At 34.9% G+C, this 15,475-nt stretch carries 21 protein-coding genes; 5 read left to right on the top strand and 16 right to left on the bottom strand.

Annotation, left to right across the window (positions count from 1 at the left end):
- The first annotated feature begins 118 nt into the window (after positions 1-118).
- Positions 119-1,003, top strand: coding sequence for a helix-turn-helix domain-containing protein (locus CDZ92_RS02090; RefSeq protein ID WP_176483687.1), 885 nt, complete (start codon positions 119-121; stop codon positions 1,001-1,003).
- A gap of 324 nt (positions 1,004-1,327) precedes the next feature.
- Positions 1,328-1,918 (top strand): thermonuclease family protein, encoded by a 591-nt coding sequence (locus tag CDZ92_RS02085; RefSeq protein ID WP_096153304.1) that lies wholly within the window; start codon positions 1,328-1,330, stop codon positions 1,916-1,918.
- A 70-nt stretch (positions 1,919-1,988) separates the two neighbouring features.
- On the opposite strand, the gene CDZ92_RS02080 is transcribed toward CDZ92_RS02085, so the two are convergent.
- A complete protein-coding gene (locus CDZ92_RS02080) occupies positions 1,989-2,228 on the bottom strand; it encodes a YrhC family protein (protein WP_096153303.1) in 240 nt (79 codons plus the stop codon).
- Positions 2,229-2,349: 121 nt separating this feature from the next.
- Here CDZ92_RS02080 and CDZ92_RS02075 point away from each other — a divergent pair, with 121 nt between their 5' ends.
- Positions 2,350-2,541, top strand: coding sequence for a hypothetical protein (locus CDZ92_RS02075; RefSeq protein WP_255249763.1), 192 nt, complete (start codon positions 2,350-2,352; stop codon positions 2,539-2,541).
- 45 nt (positions 2,542-2,586) lie between these two features.
- Here CDZ92_RS02075 and pepF read toward each other — a convergent pair whose 3' ends face one another.
- Positions 2,587-4,386, bottom strand: a complete 1,800-nt coding sequence (gene pepF, locus CDZ92_RS02070) for an oligoendopeptidase F (protein ID WP_096153301.1) — start codon at positions 4,384-4,386, stop codon at positions 2,587-2,589.
- 492 nt (positions 4,387-4,878) lie between these two features.
- Here pepF and CDZ92_RS02065 point away from each other — a divergent pair, with 492 nt between their 5' ends.
- On the top strand, positions 4,879-6,300 hold the full coding sequence (locus CDZ92_RS02065) for an alanine/glycine:cation symporter family protein (protein WP_096153300.1): 1,422 nt from the start codon (positions 4,879-4,881) through the stop codon (positions 6,298-6,300).
- Between the two features lie 47 nt (positions 6,301-6,347).
- Here the strand turns inward: CDZ92_RS02065 and CDZ92_RS02060 are convergent, their stop codons facing one another.
- The 3 genes from CDZ92_RS02060 to CDZ92_RS02050 form a co-directional block, all read right to left on the bottom strand.
- Positions 6,348-6,830: a hypothetical protein gene (locus CDZ92_RS02060; RefSeq protein WP_096153299.1), complete on the bottom strand. Its 483-nt coding sequence runs from the start codon at positions 6,828-6,830 to the stop codon at positions 6,348-6,350.
- A 72-nt stretch (positions 6,831-6,902) separates the two neighbouring features.
- Positions 6,903-7,574, bottom strand: a complete 672-nt coding sequence (locus CDZ92_RS02055; protein WP_096153298.1) for a Type 1 glutamine amidotransferase-like domain-containing protein — start codon at positions 7,572-7,574, stop codon at positions 6,903-6,905.
- 12 nt (positions 7,575-7,586) lie between these two features.
- Positions 7,587-8,030 carry a hypothetical protein gene (locus CDZ92_RS02050; protein WP_096153297.1) on the bottom strand — a complete coding sequence of 148 codons (444 nt, stop codon included), beginning with the start codon at positions 8,028-8,030 and terminating at the stop codon, positions 7,587-7,589.
- 147 nt (positions 8,031-8,177) lie between these two features.
- On the opposite strand from CDZ92_RS02050, the gene CDZ92_RS02045 reads away from it, so the two are divergent.
- Positions 8,178-9,956 (top strand): dihydroorotate dehydrogenase, encoded by a 1,779-nt coding sequence (locus CDZ92_RS02045; RefSeq protein WP_096153296.1) that lies wholly within the window; start codon positions 8,178-8,180, stop codon positions 9,954-9,956.
- 17 nt (positions 9,957-9,973) lie between these two features.
- On the opposite strand, the gene CDZ92_RS02040 is transcribed toward CDZ92_RS02045, so the two are convergent.
- The 11 genes from CDZ92_RS02040 to CDZ92_RS02000 form a co-directional block, all read right to left on the bottom strand.
- Positions 9,974-11,134: an FAD-dependent monooxygenase gene (locus tag CDZ92_RS02040; protein WP_096153295.1), complete on the bottom strand. Its 1,161-nt coding sequence runs from the start codon at positions 11,132-11,134 to the stop codon at positions 9,974-9,976.
- A gap of 23 nt (positions 11,135-11,157) precedes the next feature.
- Positions 11,158-11,361 (bottom strand): hypothetical protein, encoded by a 204-nt coding sequence (locus CDZ92_RS02035; RefSeq protein WP_096153294.1) that lies wholly within the window; start codon positions 11,359-11,361, stop codon positions 11,158-11,160.
- Positions 11,362-11,567: 206 nt separating this feature from the next.
- The gene (locus CDZ92_RS19550; RefSeq protein WP_141395188.1) at positions 11,568-11,822 is read right to left on the bottom strand and encodes a hypothetical protein; all 255 of its coding nucleotides are present in this window, start codon (positions 11,820-11,822) and stop codon (positions 11,568-11,570) included.
- Positions 11,823-11,857: 35 nt separating this feature from the next.
- Entirely contained in the window at positions 11,858-12,007 is a 150-nt protein-coding gene (locus tag CDZ92_RS19775) for a hypothetical protein (RefSeq protein ID WP_176483686.1), read from the bottom strand.
- 127 nt (positions 12,008-12,134) lie between these two features.
- Positions 12,135-12,578, bottom strand: coding sequence for a hypothetical protein (locus CDZ92_RS02030; RefSeq protein ID WP_096153293.1), 444 nt, complete (start codon positions 12,576-12,578; stop codon positions 12,135-12,137).
- Positions 12,575-13,150 carry a VanZ family protein gene (locus CDZ92_RS02025; RefSeq protein WP_096153292.1) on the bottom strand — a complete coding sequence of 192 codons (576 nt, stop codon included), beginning with the start codon at positions 13,148-13,150 and terminating at the stop codon, positions 12,575-12,577. Before CDZ92_RS02025 ends, CDZ92_RS02030 begins: the two co-directional genes overlap by 4 nt.
- A gap of 13 nt (positions 13,151-13,163) precedes the next feature.
- Complete coding sequence (locus CDZ92_RS02020) at positions 13,164-13,877, bottom strand: hypothetical protein (protein WP_096153291.1); 714 nt, start codon at positions 13,875-13,877, stop codon at positions 13,164-13,166.
- Positions 13,878-13,950: 73 nt separating this feature from the next.
- On the bottom strand, positions 13,951-14,220 hold the full coding sequence (locus CDZ92_RS02015) for a hypothetical protein (protein ID WP_096153290.1): 270 nt from the start codon (positions 14,218-14,220) through the stop codon (positions 13,951-13,953).
- Between the two features lie 20 nt (positions 14,221-14,240).
- The gene (locus CDZ92_RS02010; protein ID WP_096153289.1) at positions 14,241-14,855 is read right to left on the bottom strand and encodes a DUF6518 family protein; all 615 of its coding nucleotides are present in this window, start codon (positions 14,853-14,855) and stop codon (positions 14,241-14,243) included.
- 66 nt (positions 14,856-14,921) lie between these two features.
- A complete protein-coding gene (locus CDZ92_RS02005) occupies positions 14,922-15,176 on the bottom strand; it encodes a hypothetical protein (RefSeq protein ID WP_096153288.1) in 255 nt (84 codons plus the stop codon).
- A gap of 2 nt (positions 15,177-15,178) precedes the next feature.
- The gene (locus CDZ92_RS02000) at positions 15,179-15,463 is read right to left on the bottom strand and encodes a hypothetical protein (protein WP_141395187.1); all 285 of its coding nucleotides are present in this window, start codon (positions 15,461-15,463) and stop codon (positions 15,179-15,181) included.
- Positions 15,464-15,475 lie beyond the last annotated feature (12 nt).

Raw genomic sequence — 15,475 nt, 5'->3', positions numbered from 1 at the left:
AAAACTTTCTTTTGCCAAAATCGAGCGTTTACGTTATTAAAAATGTGTTTTACTCCGCTTTTCTTTAACTTTCGTTAATAAATATAACTCTAGGAATATTTTATAGGAAGTGATGCTTATGGACTTTTCAGTAATTGGAAAAGAAATTAGAAGTTTAAGACAAAGTCTTGGTATTTCCCAGTCAGAATTAAGTGATGGAATATGTACTCAATCGCAAATTAGTAAGATAGAAAAAGGAGAGGTTTATCCTCTAGCAAATACTTTGTATTTTATAGCTGAACGTTTAGGCGTAGATGTAAATTATTTTTATGAACTTGCAACTGTTCCCCATCTTGAATATGTAAAATCTGTAAAAGTGCAAGTTAGAAAAGCATTGAATACATATAATTATAAAGAGGTTTACGAAATTATTGAAGGGGAAAAGAAAAACCCTTTATTTACGAATAACAGGAAAAACAAGCAGTTTTTATTATGGAATGAAGGCATTTGTTTGTTTTACATGAGTAAAAATAAAGGAAGAGCTCTCGAGTTAATGGAAGAAGCTTTAGAAGTCACAAGAATGACTAGCAAGCTAATTGGAAAAAGTGAGATAGAAATTATTAATAGTATTGGAATAATACATTCTGAATGTAGTGAATACCATAAGGCTATAGAAAAATTTAACCTTGCAGATAAACATTTTGAGAAGTTACCTTTTAATGATAATTACACCATAAAGACAAAAATAATTTACAACACTTCAAAAGCCTTCACTGAACTTAAGAACTATACTGAAGCTATTACATATAGTGAAAAAGGGATAGAATGGTGTTTGAAGAATAATAGTATTTACCTATTAGGTCAGTTATACTATCACATCGGATATAATCATTCATTATTAGAAAATGATAAAATAGCAATTATTTTTTATAAGAAAGCACTAACAATTTTTGAACTTCAAAATAACAATGAGATTATTTCATATATCAATGAGAAATTAAATGAACTCAAACAAAAAAACTAGGCCGCTTTCAGCCTAGTTTTTTTACATTTCTACTTCTTCTGTGCTTAGTTCAGATCCAATTACGAACATTACTGTTAACGCTAAAGTCATTCCTAATACTACTGCGAACATGTTCATCCCTCTTTTCGACTGTTTATACTTATAGTATAGATGGAAATTACCAATTTTTACGGGGCAATTATGAACAAAAAGTTAAGGAAATGTGGCCATTTTGTGAGAATCTCAAGTGAGTTTTCTCCTTTTTTAGAAAAAGGCTATTTTGTCATTGAAATAAAGAATTTAGTGTTATAATAGGGTAGATTTTGCTTGGAAAGTGGGACTAACATGAATAAATTTGTAACTGTATTACTTCTAAGTTTTACCCTATTTTTATCAGGTTGCAATGCAAGTAATTTCATTACTGATAGTGAACATTTCGAGTCAGCCTTTAACAAAGAAGAAGAAAAAAGTGAACAGGAATACAATAGAATTACAGTACCTGTAACTAGAGTAATTGACGGGGATACTATAAGAGTTGAAATCAATGGCACAGAAGAACGTATTCGTTTCCTGTTAATAGATACTCCAGAGATGAACCATGGAAATTATGAAGAACCTCAACCTTTTGGTGAAGAAGCGACGAAGTTTGTTGAAGATATGTTAAAAGGTGGAGAAGTGGAGTTAGAGTTGGATGTAAGTGAACGTGATCGTTATGGAAGAATATTAGCTTACTTATATGTAGATGGGGAGAGTGTGCAAGAAGAATTACTACGAAATGGCCTCGCACGCGTTGCCTATATTTTCCCTCCTAACACTAGGTATGTAGATAATTTTCTGGCTATACAAGAAGAAGCGAAAAATGAGGGTATTGGGATTTGGAGTATAGAAAACTACGCGCAAGATGATGGATTCTATCCCGAAAATGATACTGAATAATATAGTTAAAAAACAGTTTGAGATTAATTTCGCAAGCTGTCTTTATTTTTCCGACAAAAAAGACCTCTCTTTATTTAGAAAGGTCTTTTTCATCTTGCTCTTGAAGTTGTTTTTTAATTTTTCTAGCTTTGTAGATGAAAACAAAAGAAAGAGTTAAGAATAATACTGTTACACCCATCATGGAGAAAACTTGATAAGCTTCTTTTCCAGCATGTTGGAATGCAACTCCAATATATAAAAACACACTAACTGCAAGTAAAATCATCGAATATCTTGTGTAATCTGTCATTTTAGCTTTTAACGTCTTCATGTTTCTATCACCTCGTTACCATTACTTTAACATATATTAGTAGATACGTAAGGTTGTAATTTTAACCATATGTTTAAAAATGTCTCTAAGAAGGTAAACAAGTTTATAAGAGGTGATTAGTTTGAGAGAAAAAAAAGTTACTAGAGATCATCCAGAACAATATCCTACTGAAAAAGAAAGTCTTTATGAGAAATATGAAAATCAACAACACGTTGATCCGATACCATTAGAAGATTTAAAAATAGAACAACAAGACGAAAAAAAGAAGCATAAAACGAAGAATGATTCATCAAGTGAGAGGAAGTATAAGTAAAAAACACAGGGAAAAGCCGTAATGGCTGTCCCTGTGTTTTTATTTTTATGAAAAACTCTTCTCTAATTCGTCAACTAAATGTCCTACATATGCAACTGCTTCTTTAATTGGCTCTGGTGTAGACATATCTACTCCAGCTAGCTGCATAAGCTCTAGTGGCTTTAATGTGCCACCTGCTTTTAATGATTGAAGCCAGCGATCAACAGCAGGCTGTCCTTCTTCTTGAATCTTCTTCGCGGCAGCTGTAGATGCAGTTAATCCGGCTGAATACGTATACGGGTAAAGCCCCATGTAATAATGTGGCTGTCGCATCCATGTTAATCCTGCACCTTCGTCTAACTCGACTGCATCTCCCCAGAAATTAGACAACAACTCTAACTTTTGCTCGCATAATACTTTAGCAGTAATAGGAGTACCATTATCCGCTAATTCGTAAATACGGCGTTGAAGTTCCCCTTCTAAAATATGTGTAACAAAGTTATGATAATACGTTCCTAATGATTGTAAAATAACCCACCTGCGCATTTGTTCATCCTTTGATTGCGCTAAAATGTGCTGACTTAATAACATTTCGTTCATCGTGGATGGAGCTTCTACAAAGTATCTAGAAGGACGTGTATTGGAAATACGTTGATATCGACCCGCTAAACTAAAGTGGCCCGCATGTCCTAGTTCATGTGTCAGTGTAAATGCATCTCTCATCGAGTTATGCCATGTCATTAAGATATATGGATGTGCGCCATATGGGCTAGAACAAAATGCCCCTGAACCTTTCCCAACATTATCGGAAAGGTCTACCCAGCGTTCACTTAATCCTGTTTGCATAATCTCCATATACTCATCGCCCATTACTTGTAATGATTCTAAAACGACTTTAGACGCTTCTTCATAAGAAATTTCGGGATTAAATTCAGGATCGAGTGGTGCTTTCAAGTCACAAAAGTGCATTTTTTCTAAACCTAAAACACGTTGCTTTAATTTTGCGTATTTGCGCATATGAGGCGCTAGCTCTTGTTGAATGGTATCTAGTTGATTGTGATACATCTCTTTCGTTACTTGTTGGTCGTGTAACAGCATGTCCGTTACTGAATCGTACTTCCGTAATCTAGCTTCTACTACTTGCTTTTTCACTTCTGTCGCATATGTAGCGGCATATGTATTTTTGTATTGTTTAAGTGTTTTAATAAATGAATCATACGCTTTTCTTCTTATTTCAGCATTGGCAGATCCTTCGTATTTTGGGAACGAATTGAATGTTAGTTCGTGCTTCGTACCATCATCGGTCGTGAAAGAACTAAATTGCATATCTGACGTTTTGCTTCGCAAATAAATTAAGTATGGTGCATCGAGAACCTCTCCAAATGCAGATAATACTTCTTCCGCTTCTGGTGAGAGTTTATGAGGTTGTTTTTCTAGAAGAGTGGAAAGTGTATTTTTAAATTCTACTAATCCCTCTTCCTCGTCTATAAAGCTCTTAAGCTTTTGATCGTTCATTTGAAGTATTTCAGATTCAACGAATGAAAGACTCGCACTGACGCTAGAAATCATGGAAGAAACACGTGATGCGTTTGCTTGATTTTCAGGGTTTGTGCCATCTTCGGATTGACGTAACGAAGCATATGTCATGACTCTCATTACTCGTTCCGTTAGCTCGTCTCTTGCAAGTAAGCAATTTAATAATGTTTGTGCATTAGCATGTAACTGACCTTTATACTTGGTAACGGATACTAGATCATTATGAATAGCGTTTAATGCATCCTCCCACTCATTTTCTGTTGAGAATAAATCATTTAAGTTCCACGTTTGTTCTACAGGCACTTCAGGTCGTAACAATGTTTTACTCATATTTAGTTTCCCCTTCCACATACATATTTCGTAATTCGAAGTATTTCATAAACTTATTATAATAGAAAAACATAAGAATTTTCAAACTTTTTAAACAAAAAGATTCTCGGTACACCATTATAGATATACCGAGAACTTATTTTAATATTCGATTTCCTCATAATCTTTTGGCTGAGGCAATGGCTTTTGGGATTGATTGTATCCCTTTTTATTATTTTTATCTTCTTCACTTTGTTTCGTTGAATTTTTCGTCATCATTGACCTCCTATTTTGTATCCTCCTTTATAATTTGTACTAAAAAATTTTTCCATTCCGATTACCAAACATTATTCGATGATCCATTTGTAGCAAGTAACCAACTTAGATTACGAATTTATTTAGAAGGTCGAAATATGTCGTTATTGGAGTTTTTTTGTTGATTTATCTTTCAATTTCATTATAATGGTGTATAACCTTAAATTTTCAAATAATTCGGATTAAAGGAGGAAGACCATGTTCATCATAGATTTCTTCAATAACTTTCTATGGTCTTATGTCGTCATTTATGGACTATTAGGAATTGGTGTTTATTTTACGTGGAAGACAGGTTTCATTCAATTTAGATATTTAAAAGAAATGTCAAGAGTCGTATTTGAAAAAACACCCGAAAGTAAATCAGGTGAAAAAACTATTTCTGCTTTTAAATCGTTTTGTATTGGTTCTGCGACAAGAATTGGTACAGGTAATCTAGCTGGCGTTGCGGTTGCCATTACTTTAGGGGGACCTGGTGCTGTATTTTGGATGTGGATTGTCGGCTTGCTTGGTGGTGCTACAAGCTTTATTGAAAGTACATTAGCACAAGTATATAAAGTAAAAGATCAAGAAAAGCCTGGTACGTTCCGTGGTGGACCTGCCTACTATATTTCCAAAGGCTTAAACAAAAAATGGCTTGGTATTATTTTTGCGGTTTTAATTGCCTTAACATTCGGACTAATTTTCAACTCTGTACAAAGTAATACGATTTCTGCAGCATTTGAAAGTGCATTCGGATTTAATACTCTTATTACAGGTATCGTATTAGCTATTTTATCTGGTGCTATTATTTTCGGTGGAATTCACCGAATTGCTAACTTTACAAGTGTAGTCGTTCCTATTATGGCCGTACTTTATATCATAATCGCACTTATTGTTCTAGTATTGAATATTTCTCAATTACCTGCTGTACTTTCATTAATCGTTTCTAGTGCATTTGGATTTGAACAAGCTGTCGGTGGTGGAATTGGTGCAGCCATTATGCACGGTGTACGTCGTGGGCTATTTTCGAATGAAGCAGGTATGGGTAGTGCCCCAAACGCCGCGGCAACTGCTCACGTTTCACACCCAGCTAAACAAGGATTCATCCAGACATTAGGAGTATATCTTGATACAATGGTTGTTTGTACAGCAACAGCGTTCATCATTCTTGTATCAACCGATATTTATAACGCTGGAACTTATGAAGGAATTAACTTATTACAAGCATCGTTAAGCGAACAAATTGGTTCATGGGCAAGTATCTTTATTGCTATAGCGATATTCTTATTTGCATTTAGTTCTATTATCGGAAGCTATTATTATGGAGAAACAAATATACAATTTATCAAAGACAACAAAGCAATTCTTTATGTTTACCGCTTTGCAACAATGGGATTTGTAATATTAGGTGCTGTTGCAGGTCTAGGTTTTGTTTGGGAGCTTGCTGATTTATTCATGGCTTTGATGACGGTTATTAACTTAATCGGTCTTGCTTTGTTAGGTAGTGTGGCATTAAAAGTGTTGAAGGATTACCAAGAACAGCGCAAGCTTGGGTTAAATCCGACATTCAATCCATTAAAATTAGGGATAAAAAATACGGAGGCTTGGGAAGAAAAGAAGAAAGAAAAGAAAATTGCATAAAATAAAAGGTAGTTAAGGACTCTTCCTTAGCTACCTTTATTTTGTACTTATTGTAATGACTTAGGTTTCCCTACGACTTTCCAAGAATCTTTTATTTTTTCTACAAAAAGTTGAACAACTACCGATCTAATATGCTGGTTTGTCTCTCTGCTATACTCCAAGCAATTAATAGTAACTACTTGATAGGCTTCTTTGTATTGATATTTCATTGTGCTATAAGTGGCATCCTCACTCAAAATGGATAATGAATGATGAGGTTTTTCACATTGATTTATAAATGACTTAATTTCTTCCCAGTCAATTGGCTCTCTATAATTTCTGAAAATAGATTCTTCTGACACTGCAGACCATTCCTCTTCACTTAACACATATAGGCTCTCAGAGGCATCGCCTTTAGCTTCCTCAACGACCATAGCAACCATTTCATATGGTTTTGCATACGCACTTTTGATATAAAAGTAGTTAGCTATGAAAAAAATTGCTCCAATCATAAAAGAAAAGATCAATATTTTTGTAATATTTTTTTTCAATACTTCTCCCCCATGTTGTTACTCATTAGCAACCAAAATTCACCTTCATGGTGCAATGATTTTTAATAATCACTATATATTTGAGTTTGCTATATTCTTGATTTCTTTTCCATCTAACCGATAAACACCGTTTCCATCTAACTCTTTTATATGCTCATTTAGGCAGTACATACCATTTTTTTCATCGATTCCATAAAAATCATAACCACTTAACTTACTAGCTGCATTTTGTAAATGATCCTCATCCGCCCATTCAGAAAAATGAACGGCGATTAAGACATTATCAATTAAGCCTAGTCCTTTTCGTTCTTGGAATTCTTTTTGTATATTATCCTTTGGTGAGATAACACATAGTTTTGGGCTAATAAGAGCTCCTGCAGAAAAGCCTGCAACAGGTACCCCATGCTTATATAGATTTCTTATCGTATCCGAAATTGGTGAATCTACAATATAATCGGCATATCGATTTGTGTCACCACCACCTATTATGATACCGGCACTTTCAGATAAACAATGGATGACATCTCTTACAGGAGTAGTAGGTAATGGTATATAGCGAAAGTCTGCAAAGCCATATTCTTCTAAAGCTTGTGTATATTTAGGCATGTAGTCTTTCCATCCTTCTCTTTCTAAACACAGAATAGAGACTGGTCCTTCTTTTTCTTTTACTAGATGAACAAAACGTTCTGCAAACTTTAAACTAAACGGAGGTCCTCCCCCAAATAAAAATAAATGTCTATTCATTCATTTCACCTTCTACTTCACAGTTTTCCTGTCCCATTGAATGGTCCCTATTACGATAAAGGCTGCTATGCAGATCGGGGCAGTATATACTAGAAATGTATCTAACAAAGTTTTCACACTCTCATCATGTGATATGATTCCACCTGTAACAATAGCAAAAAGGATGATAGCAGGAATCAAATAGCGATTCAATTTAGGTGATATTCTATAGAAAATAAGAGAGATAGCCGTAATTAACAAAGTAACCGATAATAGCAACGAAGTAATCCAAATTACACTTTCAATATTCATTTCAAAAGGTAATCCTTTATTTTTCATATTATAGATCCAGCTTATGAAATAAATGATTAGTACCGCTCCGTTGATTGCAGCAATCCTTTTCTTTTTTAAATGTAAATAAAGAAATGGACTAAAAAACATACAAATAAATAAAAGGCTAATAATTGTATCCGTCATAATGCCCCTCCAAATAAATTTCTTTTCATAGAATATTCGCTAAATATATCAATTGTCCTTCCTTATCAAATTTTGGAAGTCGTATTTTTTCATCTTGCCTATAAAATGCTACAATAGAAATAGAATAAAAGACTGTGAGGGATAGTTATGCCAGATTGGTCTTATCACGGCATTTTCAGGCCAGTATTATCTAAATTGCCTCCTACTGTTTCAAGAGAATTTATTCATAAAAGAATGAATACAATTGCCTCTCTTCCATTCGGCCTTGGTGGGCATGTGATTAACTTTTTAGGAAGAGAAGAAAGTTCCCCTTTGCTTAAAAAGGCTTATAACGGGACTACATTCAAAAACCAAGTTGGTTTGGCTGGAAAAGTAGATCCTTTTTTGTCTGGAACAAAAGCTTTTTCTAATTTAGGTTTTGGCTTTTTAGAAATTGGGCCAGTTACCGTTCAACCTACCGAATCATGGACGGAGCCAGTTGTTTTGGAAGAAAGAAAGAAAATTATCTTTCCGGATAAGGCAGAATCTATTGGGCTGACTCAAACTGTTAATCTACTTAAAAACTTTAAGAAAAAGCAACCTGTATTTGTAAGATTATCTGGTAACTCAGATGAGCTACTAAAGATGATAGACTCATTTGAGCCTTATGCAGATGGGTTCATTTTGGGAGAGTGTGAAATTGATACCCTTCCTTCTACTACTAAGCCAATTTATTTATCACTTGACTCATGTACTGATATCTCTATAGAAAAATTAGAACGATACGCTGGTGTTTTACTAGAAGAAAAGACTGGGTTAACCGAACTAACGAAAGAAGTACGTAAATTAAGAAAAGCAGGATACAGCCAAACGATTATTACCTCTGGAGGAATTTACGAGCCTGATGATGCTCTACACTTGGTAGATGCAGGCGCAAATTTAGTCATGTTGTCTGATGGCTATGTTTTTTCAGGACCAGGTTTAACAAAACGCATAAATGAGGCTTTGCTTGATAAGCTACAACCTGAAACAACTCCTCAGCCAGGTTGGTCCTCTTATTGGTTGTTTGGATTATTTATATTCTTTGGTGGCTTACTTGCCCTCCTTTTTAGCATAACGACAATTATCTTACCGTATGATGAATACTTTTTAGGAATGAAGCGGGATACGATATGGGCGTTTAATGACCGAATCATGTTGTTTATGGCACACGATAGGATGACGCTAGCTGGAACGATGATTTCTGGTGGAATTGTTTATATGCAGCTTGCAAAGTATGGAGTAAAACGTGGTTTAAAATGGGCGAAACAAGCAATTGATGCAGCCGCCATCATAGGATTTCTCGGTATATTTGCTTTTATTGGCTATGGTTATTTTGATTGGCTACACTTAATATTTTGGCTTGTTCTTTTGCCGTTTTTTATTGCTGGTTATGTCAAAACAAAAAACATTACAGGAACACCCTCTTCTACAAATAGAAAAAATCACCGAATTTGGAAAATGAGTTTATATGGCCAGCTTGCCTTTGTTATTCTTGGGTTTTCCTTCGTCATCGGTGGTATTATTATTTCCTATATAGGAGTTACTTCTGTCTTCGTTTCAACGGATCTACTGTATATTTGCATGAGTCCTGAAATGCTAGCTGAATTTAATCAGAATCTAATTCCTGTACTTGCACATGACCGTGCTGGATTTGGAAGCGCACTACTTAGTGTTGGATTGTTAGTATTAATGCTTGCTTTATGGGGATTCCAACAAGGTAACCGATGGGTTTGGTGGACATTTCTTATTGGTGGCCTCCCCGCATTCATTGCAGGGATTTATATCCACTATGCGATTGGCTACACAACGTTTATTCATTTGCTTCCGGCTTATTTTGCATTAGGGTTGTATTTTGTTGGAATAGTCTTGTCCTATCGATTTTTTCATCTAACGAAAAAGAAGTAACTCTCACCATAGAGAAGTTACTTCTTTTTTACTTTATAACCTACAACCCAGTTCATTCGACTAGCAAATAGAGCTGCAGATACATTTCGAAATAGAGTATTCCTTGTCCGGAGCATTATTTGGCTTTCCATTTGGACTAATCTTGCCATTTTTCTGGATTGGTTTACGATTTTCGTTGTACGTGGAATTCTTTTCTCCTCGTACTCTTGAAAAGCTCTATTGGCTGGATTTTTTTCTAAAGTGTGTGCAAGTACGATTGCATCTTCCATCGCTTGTGCGCCACCTTGCCCTAAGTTTGGTAGCATCGGGTGTGCTGCGTCGCCGAGTAATGTCACTCTTCCTTCGCTCCATGTGCTTAATGGTCGTCGGTCGTATATATCATGATGCAGAATGTCAGATTCAGATGTAGCTTGAATCACTTCTTCTATTGGATGGCACCAATCTTTTAAGAAATGAAGTGCTGCCTCTTTTCTTTCTCCTAGATTCAGTTTCTTTCCTTCTGAACTATTTACTGCTGCAAACCAGAAATATTTCCCTTCACCAATCTTTGTAAAGCCAAAACGCTTACCTCGTCCCCACGCTTCAAAACCGCCTTCCTCGTTACCTGGCGTGTTCATATCAAGCTGACAAACTCCCCTTAATGCGGTGTAACCTGAATAACGTAGAGGTGAGGGGCCGAAAATGAATTCTCGAACTTTTGAATGTATTCCATCTGCCCCGATTAGAATATTTCCATCTTCCTCGTATCCGACAGAGGCGATAGCTGTTACCTTTTGCTCTGTTTGTTTTAACTGTTTAAGTTCTTTATTTAAATGGAGTTCTATATTATCATTTATTTTTTCTAGTAGAATGTTTTGAAGGATTCCTCTATGTATAAGGTAACTGTATGTGCCATGTTTCTTTGCCTGCAAATCTGTCGGAAGAGTTATTATTTTTTTGCCGTCCGAAGATAAAATATGAGCATCTTTTACGGGCGATCCTTGTTCTCTTACTTTTTTTGCTACCCCTAACAGTTCCAAAGCATAAAGAGCATTCGGGGCTAAAACAATCCCTGCGCCAAGTCCAGATAACTTATTTGATTTCTCCCAAATGGAAACGTTCCATCCTTTTTGTTGTAACGCAATGGCTGTACATAAACCACCTATCCCTGCTCCGATGACTAATGCTTTTTTCTGCATAGAGACTCCTCCAACTACTGTTATTATTCTATTTTTTTTATAAACATTAAAATACTATAAACTAAAAAGGATAACCCCATTAATACGATGGAAACTATTAATAAAAAGGGAGTCTCTGGTGGTCCATTACCGATTGGTCCTGCTTTAGGGCGATTCATTTCCCATATGACATAAAAAGGTAAAGCAATTATTAGTAGAGAAAGCACTAAAATTATATATTTACGCATTTTGATACTCCTTTTTAAAAATGGCTCTGTTAAAGACCGCTGTTGATTTCCGCGCAAGTCTCCGCTTTCCGCGGGCGTGGCTGGAGCCTCCTCGGCTTCGCCTGTGGGGTCTCCAGGCCACCGCTACTCCCGCAGGAGTCTACGACTTGCGCGGAAATCAACTGCTAGGTTGGTATCAAAAATCAACACTAACCTTTAACAGAGCCTTAAAAATAACTTATGTATATAATTAGTGCCGATCCCCAGCTAATTACTAGAAACGTTAAGCTTGAAACGAAGTAAGGATCTTTATAAGTTACTCTACATGGAGAGATATCGTTTGTAGATCTTTCGTTTGTTATGTAACGTGATAATGCTGCTTCTCTATTTAGACTAGCTTTAAGCGTTATAGTTGTAAACCAACCAATCGCAAAGAAACACATGCTCGTGACAAAAGCTGTATCCACGTAACTCCATTCCATTATAGAGCCAAACCATAACGTTGAGCTTACTTTTATTATAAGAAGAGCAAAGCAAAGGAGAAAAACACTAATTTAGCAGGTAAGTGTATTTTTAAGAGTGTAATTAGTTTGTCCATCATAATGGCAAAAACAGTTTTAGCGATTAGTAATAGGATGGTAATGCCTACTTTTATGAAGTATGTCAATTGTGCTCCCCTCTTTCTTTGTCTTTTTACAATATTTACGAAAAAAATCAGCTAAAAGTTTCAATTTCTAGAAATATTATGTAAAAAAACACTGACTCTTGGAAGAATCAATGTTTTTTATCCTTTATTACCTTTCCCAGATTAACCGAACATCTTCTGGGTCTTTTCCTTGTAAATACACTTTGTTTATCTTGGTAGACTCTACGTTAGAAAACTCTCCACCAAAGTAAAAATGAATATCGAATCTGCCAGACGCATTGTTTTTATCTGTGCGTTGGTACATTAATTGTACGTAAAGGGTATCTTCTCCATCATACTTAATTTCATAATCTCTAGTAAAAAATATGGCACTATAAATTGTGTCACCTGAAATATGTAGGTGCTGATGCTCTAGTTTAACTTCGTTAATCAATACTGTTTCTGTATTTACGATGTCTTGGTGGTGAATGGTTTTGTAAATATAAAAACTAAAAACAATAGCACATATCACGAATAAGGTAATTAGGGAGATGACCACTTGTTTCTTAATAGAGCTCGGAAAAACTTTATTTGTATCAGCTTTTTGACTCATAAAGGGGTACTCCTAATAGATTTATATTTACTATAAATATTTTTAAATAGTTCAAACGAGAAGTATCCAAACACTCCACCCACTGTGTTTAAAATTAAGTCATCGACATTGAATGTTCGATGGAGCATTAGGAATCCACCATAGCTAAGTAGAAGTTGTAATGCTTCAATTGTTAAAGAAACGAGAAAGATTATAAATGCTGCTTTTTTCATGTTCTTCACATTGAAAAAAGACAGGTACACACCTAGAGGGAACAGTAAAATGAAATTGTAAAACGATAATTTTACCGAATTCCAGAAAAACCAATCCATTCCGTTATTGTTGTACATGCCAATCCACTCTCTCAGAAAAAGGAATGGCTTTAGCTGTAAATACCAATGGATGTTTAAGGCAATTGGCTCGGGTTGAATGGTAAGCATACCCAGCGTAACGTTAAGTACGTTAATACCGTAAACAATAAAGCTATAAATCACAACTCTCTTTATGATGTTTCTTTTCTTATTTTTAATAATATCAATAATTATATATGTTGCTAGAAAAAGAATGCCAATTGCTGCTATGTTCCAATACATAATCTACCTCTTCTTAATTATTTTCTTCATCGGCTTTATAGTCAATTCTAGTGTTAGGAAAGACTTCAAATGCCTCTAGTTCATTATTACTTAATAGACTAGTGATAAAGTCTTTTGAGCCCCCGACTAGAGTAAAGTCTAAGTCATGGTCATTACAAATGCACCAACTTTTGTCTTCTGGCCAAAAATAGGTTGGAGTAAGATAGACAGTCTCGTGTTGATAAAAATCAAATACTTCATTTAACTCCCCTTGATAGAGAAGATCATCGATTTTTCGCCCACTCCAAAAGCCTTTAATTTTCATAAAGTTGAAAAAATAAAAAATCTGTTGATTAATTGAAAAGGTTTTTATCGTTTTTACTATTTCTTTCATTAAATCTTCTTCTATCTCACCTTCAGTTGGAGCAATAATATACCGAGGAAGATTCATTTTTCTAAGAATACTTTGGGTGCTTACTTCTTTAGAGAATGGGAGGTTGTATTTTGCGCAAAATTGTTTATAGGAAATTTTCTCCCCTACATCAAATGTAAACGGTTCATTTGGATACGTATCAGGCCAAAGAATTGTTTCGTCCTTTATATTGTTATCTCGGAACATTGGATGAAAAATTTTACAATAATGACTGAACCTTTTCGGTACTACTTGTTCAACAAAGGCGTCCTTCCTTTCTTCTAATAGGATGGCTTCCTTAATCCAATTAAACTCTTCTAAACTAACACTCTTCATACAACAATCATCTCCCTAATGTTTCAACAGCATTACAGGTGCCAGGCACTTGTAATACTGTTGAAATAATTGTTTATGAGAATTTTAATCTTATACGTTTTGATAAGGTAATTAGTAGCGCTGAGATTATTGCTACTATAGTAAAAGATGTTAGGATTGATATGTAATAAGGTACAGAACTCACATATCCAAAAGCCACTTCGTTTTGTAAGTACGTATGATGACTACTTGTAATAATAGGTGTATAATTGATCGTCTTTATGTACCCTACAACCATTGTACCTACAAGATAAATTAAATGAACAACGATGGAACTTACTATTGATTGAATAAATAACTTCACTCTAATTTCTCCTCTTTTCTTTAGGCCGGCAAGTAATAAAGAATTCCAATTCTTATAAGGAAAATAGTAACAACTAGTGTGATAGCTCCAATTTTTAACCTTTGATTCCACTCTTTTGCTAATAGAAAAAGTAAAGTGATAGCAAATAAGAGGTCCAACCCGCTAGTAAATGAAAAAGTATAATAGAAGTTGTAACCTTCTACTATTAACAAGCTTATCGGCAATGCTGCACAAAATGCTGCAAACCACCCTTTACCCCTTGCATACCATACAAAAAAGCCACCAATCGGAGAAAGAAGTGCAATACTTCCCCATGCAAATAAGTAATACTTCGGTAAAAATCCAAACAAATACATAGAATACAAGTAGTACACAATTAACATAGAAAATAGAAACAGAAAGGCATGTAAGGCAGCTGCAAATGGAGATCTACTGTATATAGAAACTATTGTCGTTATGAACACCCATATACCTAAATAGGTACCAACTAATCCTATAGGTGAACCATCTGTATATTTTGCAAGAAATCCTAACATTCCACCTAAAAGTAGAACAAATAAAGCGTTTCGTATTCTCTTCGCAATTGGCATACTTATTTCAGAATGGCTTCTTATTTTTTCAAGTTGTGAGATCATGTATAGCCTCCGTAACACTGCAGTTGTTTGGTTATTAAATCCATTCTCTCACCTTCTACATGATGGTTAAAGAAATAATAAAAACGCTAATACACCTATCATAGATAATGATTGAATCCATATTACTTTATTACTTATACCAGCTCTTTTTTCTAAAAAATACATATAATTTACTGTGATAACTATTCCAATTGGGATTAATAGACTTGTAATACCTTTTTCCACCGAATTATGGTAAAAAAGACCGGCAAATATCAAAATTATACCTATAGAGCCTACTATCATATGAATATATATGCTGCCACTATTTTCGTTTTCCATTTTTAGTATTCCTCCATTTTATCTTTTATTGATTCTGTATTACTACTAACTTCTTGAATTGGTGCTGGTTTATTTCCTATAAAAACTCCTAGCACGCCCCCGATAATTGCGCCTACTACAGAAGTTCGTAACACGTTTACAACATAATCAAAAACCGACACATAGGATGTCAAAGTAGTGTCGGGGTCAAGTTTAATAACCTCTTTATACTTCACAAACAAAATAGCCAAACCTAACCCAATAAAAAAACCATAAATGGCAAACTTTCTAATGTACTTTTCCATCAAATCATCTCACTC

It is taken from the genome of Bacillus sp. FJAT-45066 (assembly GCF_002335755.1).
Taxonomy (GTDB): Bacteria; Bacillota; Bacilli; order Bacillales; family Bacillaceae_I; genus Bacillus_CD; species Bacillus_CD alkalisoli.
The sequence above is the reverse complement of the archived record's forward strand: the minus strand, read 5'-3'. Positions and strand labels throughout refer to the sequence as shown.

What these genes read in the sequence shown, in the direction of transcription:
- CDZ92_RS02090 (WP_176483687.1), top strand. Translation starts at nt 119, where the DNA reads ATGGACTTTTCAGTAATTGGAAAAGAAATTAGAAGTTTAAGACAAAGT.
- CDZ92_RS02085 (WP_096153304.1), top strand. Translation starts at nt 1,328, where the DNA reads ATGAATAAATTTGTAACTGTATTACTTCTAAGTTTTACCCTATTTTTA.
- CDZ92_RS02050 (WP_096153297.1), bottom strand. Translation starts at nt 8,030, where the DNA reads ATGACGGATACAATTATTAGCCTTTTATTTATTTGTATGTTTTTTAGT.
- CDZ92_RS02045 (WP_096153296.1), top strand. Translation starts at nt 8,178, where the DNA reads ATGCCAGATTGGTCTTATCACGGCATTTTCAGGCCAGTATTATCTAAA.
- CDZ92_RS02065 (WP_096153300.1), top strand. Translation starts at nt 4,879, where the DNA reads ATGTTCATCATAGATTTCTTCAATAACTTTCTATGGTCTTATGTCGTC.
- CDZ92_RS02020 (WP_096153291.1), bottom strand. Translation starts at nt 13,877, where the DNA reads ATGAAGAGTGTTAGTTTAGAAGAGTTTAATTGGATTAAGGAAGCCATC.
- CDZ92_RS02005 (WP_096153288.1), bottom strand. Translation starts at nt 15,176, where the DNA reads ATGGAAAACGAAAATAGTGGCAGCATATATATTCATATGATAGTAGGC.
- CDZ92_RS02025 (WP_096153292.1), bottom strand. Translation starts at nt 13,150, where the DNA reads ATGTATTGGAACATAGCAGCAATTGGCATTCTTTTTCTAGCAACATAT.
- CDZ92_RS02040 (WP_096153295.1), bottom strand. Translation starts at nt 11,134, where the DNA reads ATGCAGAAAAAAGCATTAGTCATCGGAGCAGGGATAGGTGGTTTATGT.
- pepF (WP_096153301.1), bottom strand. Translation starts at nt 4,386, where the DNA reads ATGAGTAAAACATTGTTACGACCTGAAGTGCCTGTAGAACAAACGTGG.
- CDZ92_RS19550 (WP_141395188.1), bottom strand. Translation starts at nt 11,822, where the DNA reads ATGGAATGGAGTTACGTGGATACAGCTTTTGTCACGAGCATGTGTTTC.
- CDZ92_RS02055 (WP_096153298.1), bottom strand. Translation starts at nt 7,574, where the DNA reads ATGAATAGACATTTATTTTTATTTGGGGGAGGACCTCCGTTTAGTTTA.
- CDZ92_RS02080 (WP_096153303.1), bottom strand. Translation starts at nt 2,228, where the DNA reads ATGAAGACGTTAAAAGCTAAAATGACAGATTACACAAGATATTCGATG.
- CDZ92_RS02035 (WP_096153294.1), bottom strand. Translation starts at nt 11,361, where the DNA reads ATGCGTAAATATATAATTTTAGTGCTTTCTCTACTAATAATTGCTTTA.
- CDZ92_RS02010 (WP_096153289.1), bottom strand. Translation starts at nt 14,855, where the DNA reads ATGATCTCACAACTTGAAAAAATAAGAAGCCATTCTGAAATAAGTATG.
- CDZ92_RS02030 (WP_096153293.1), bottom strand. Translation starts at nt 12,578, where the DNA reads ATGAGTCAAAAAGCTGATACAAATAAAGTTTTTCCGAGCTCTATTAAG.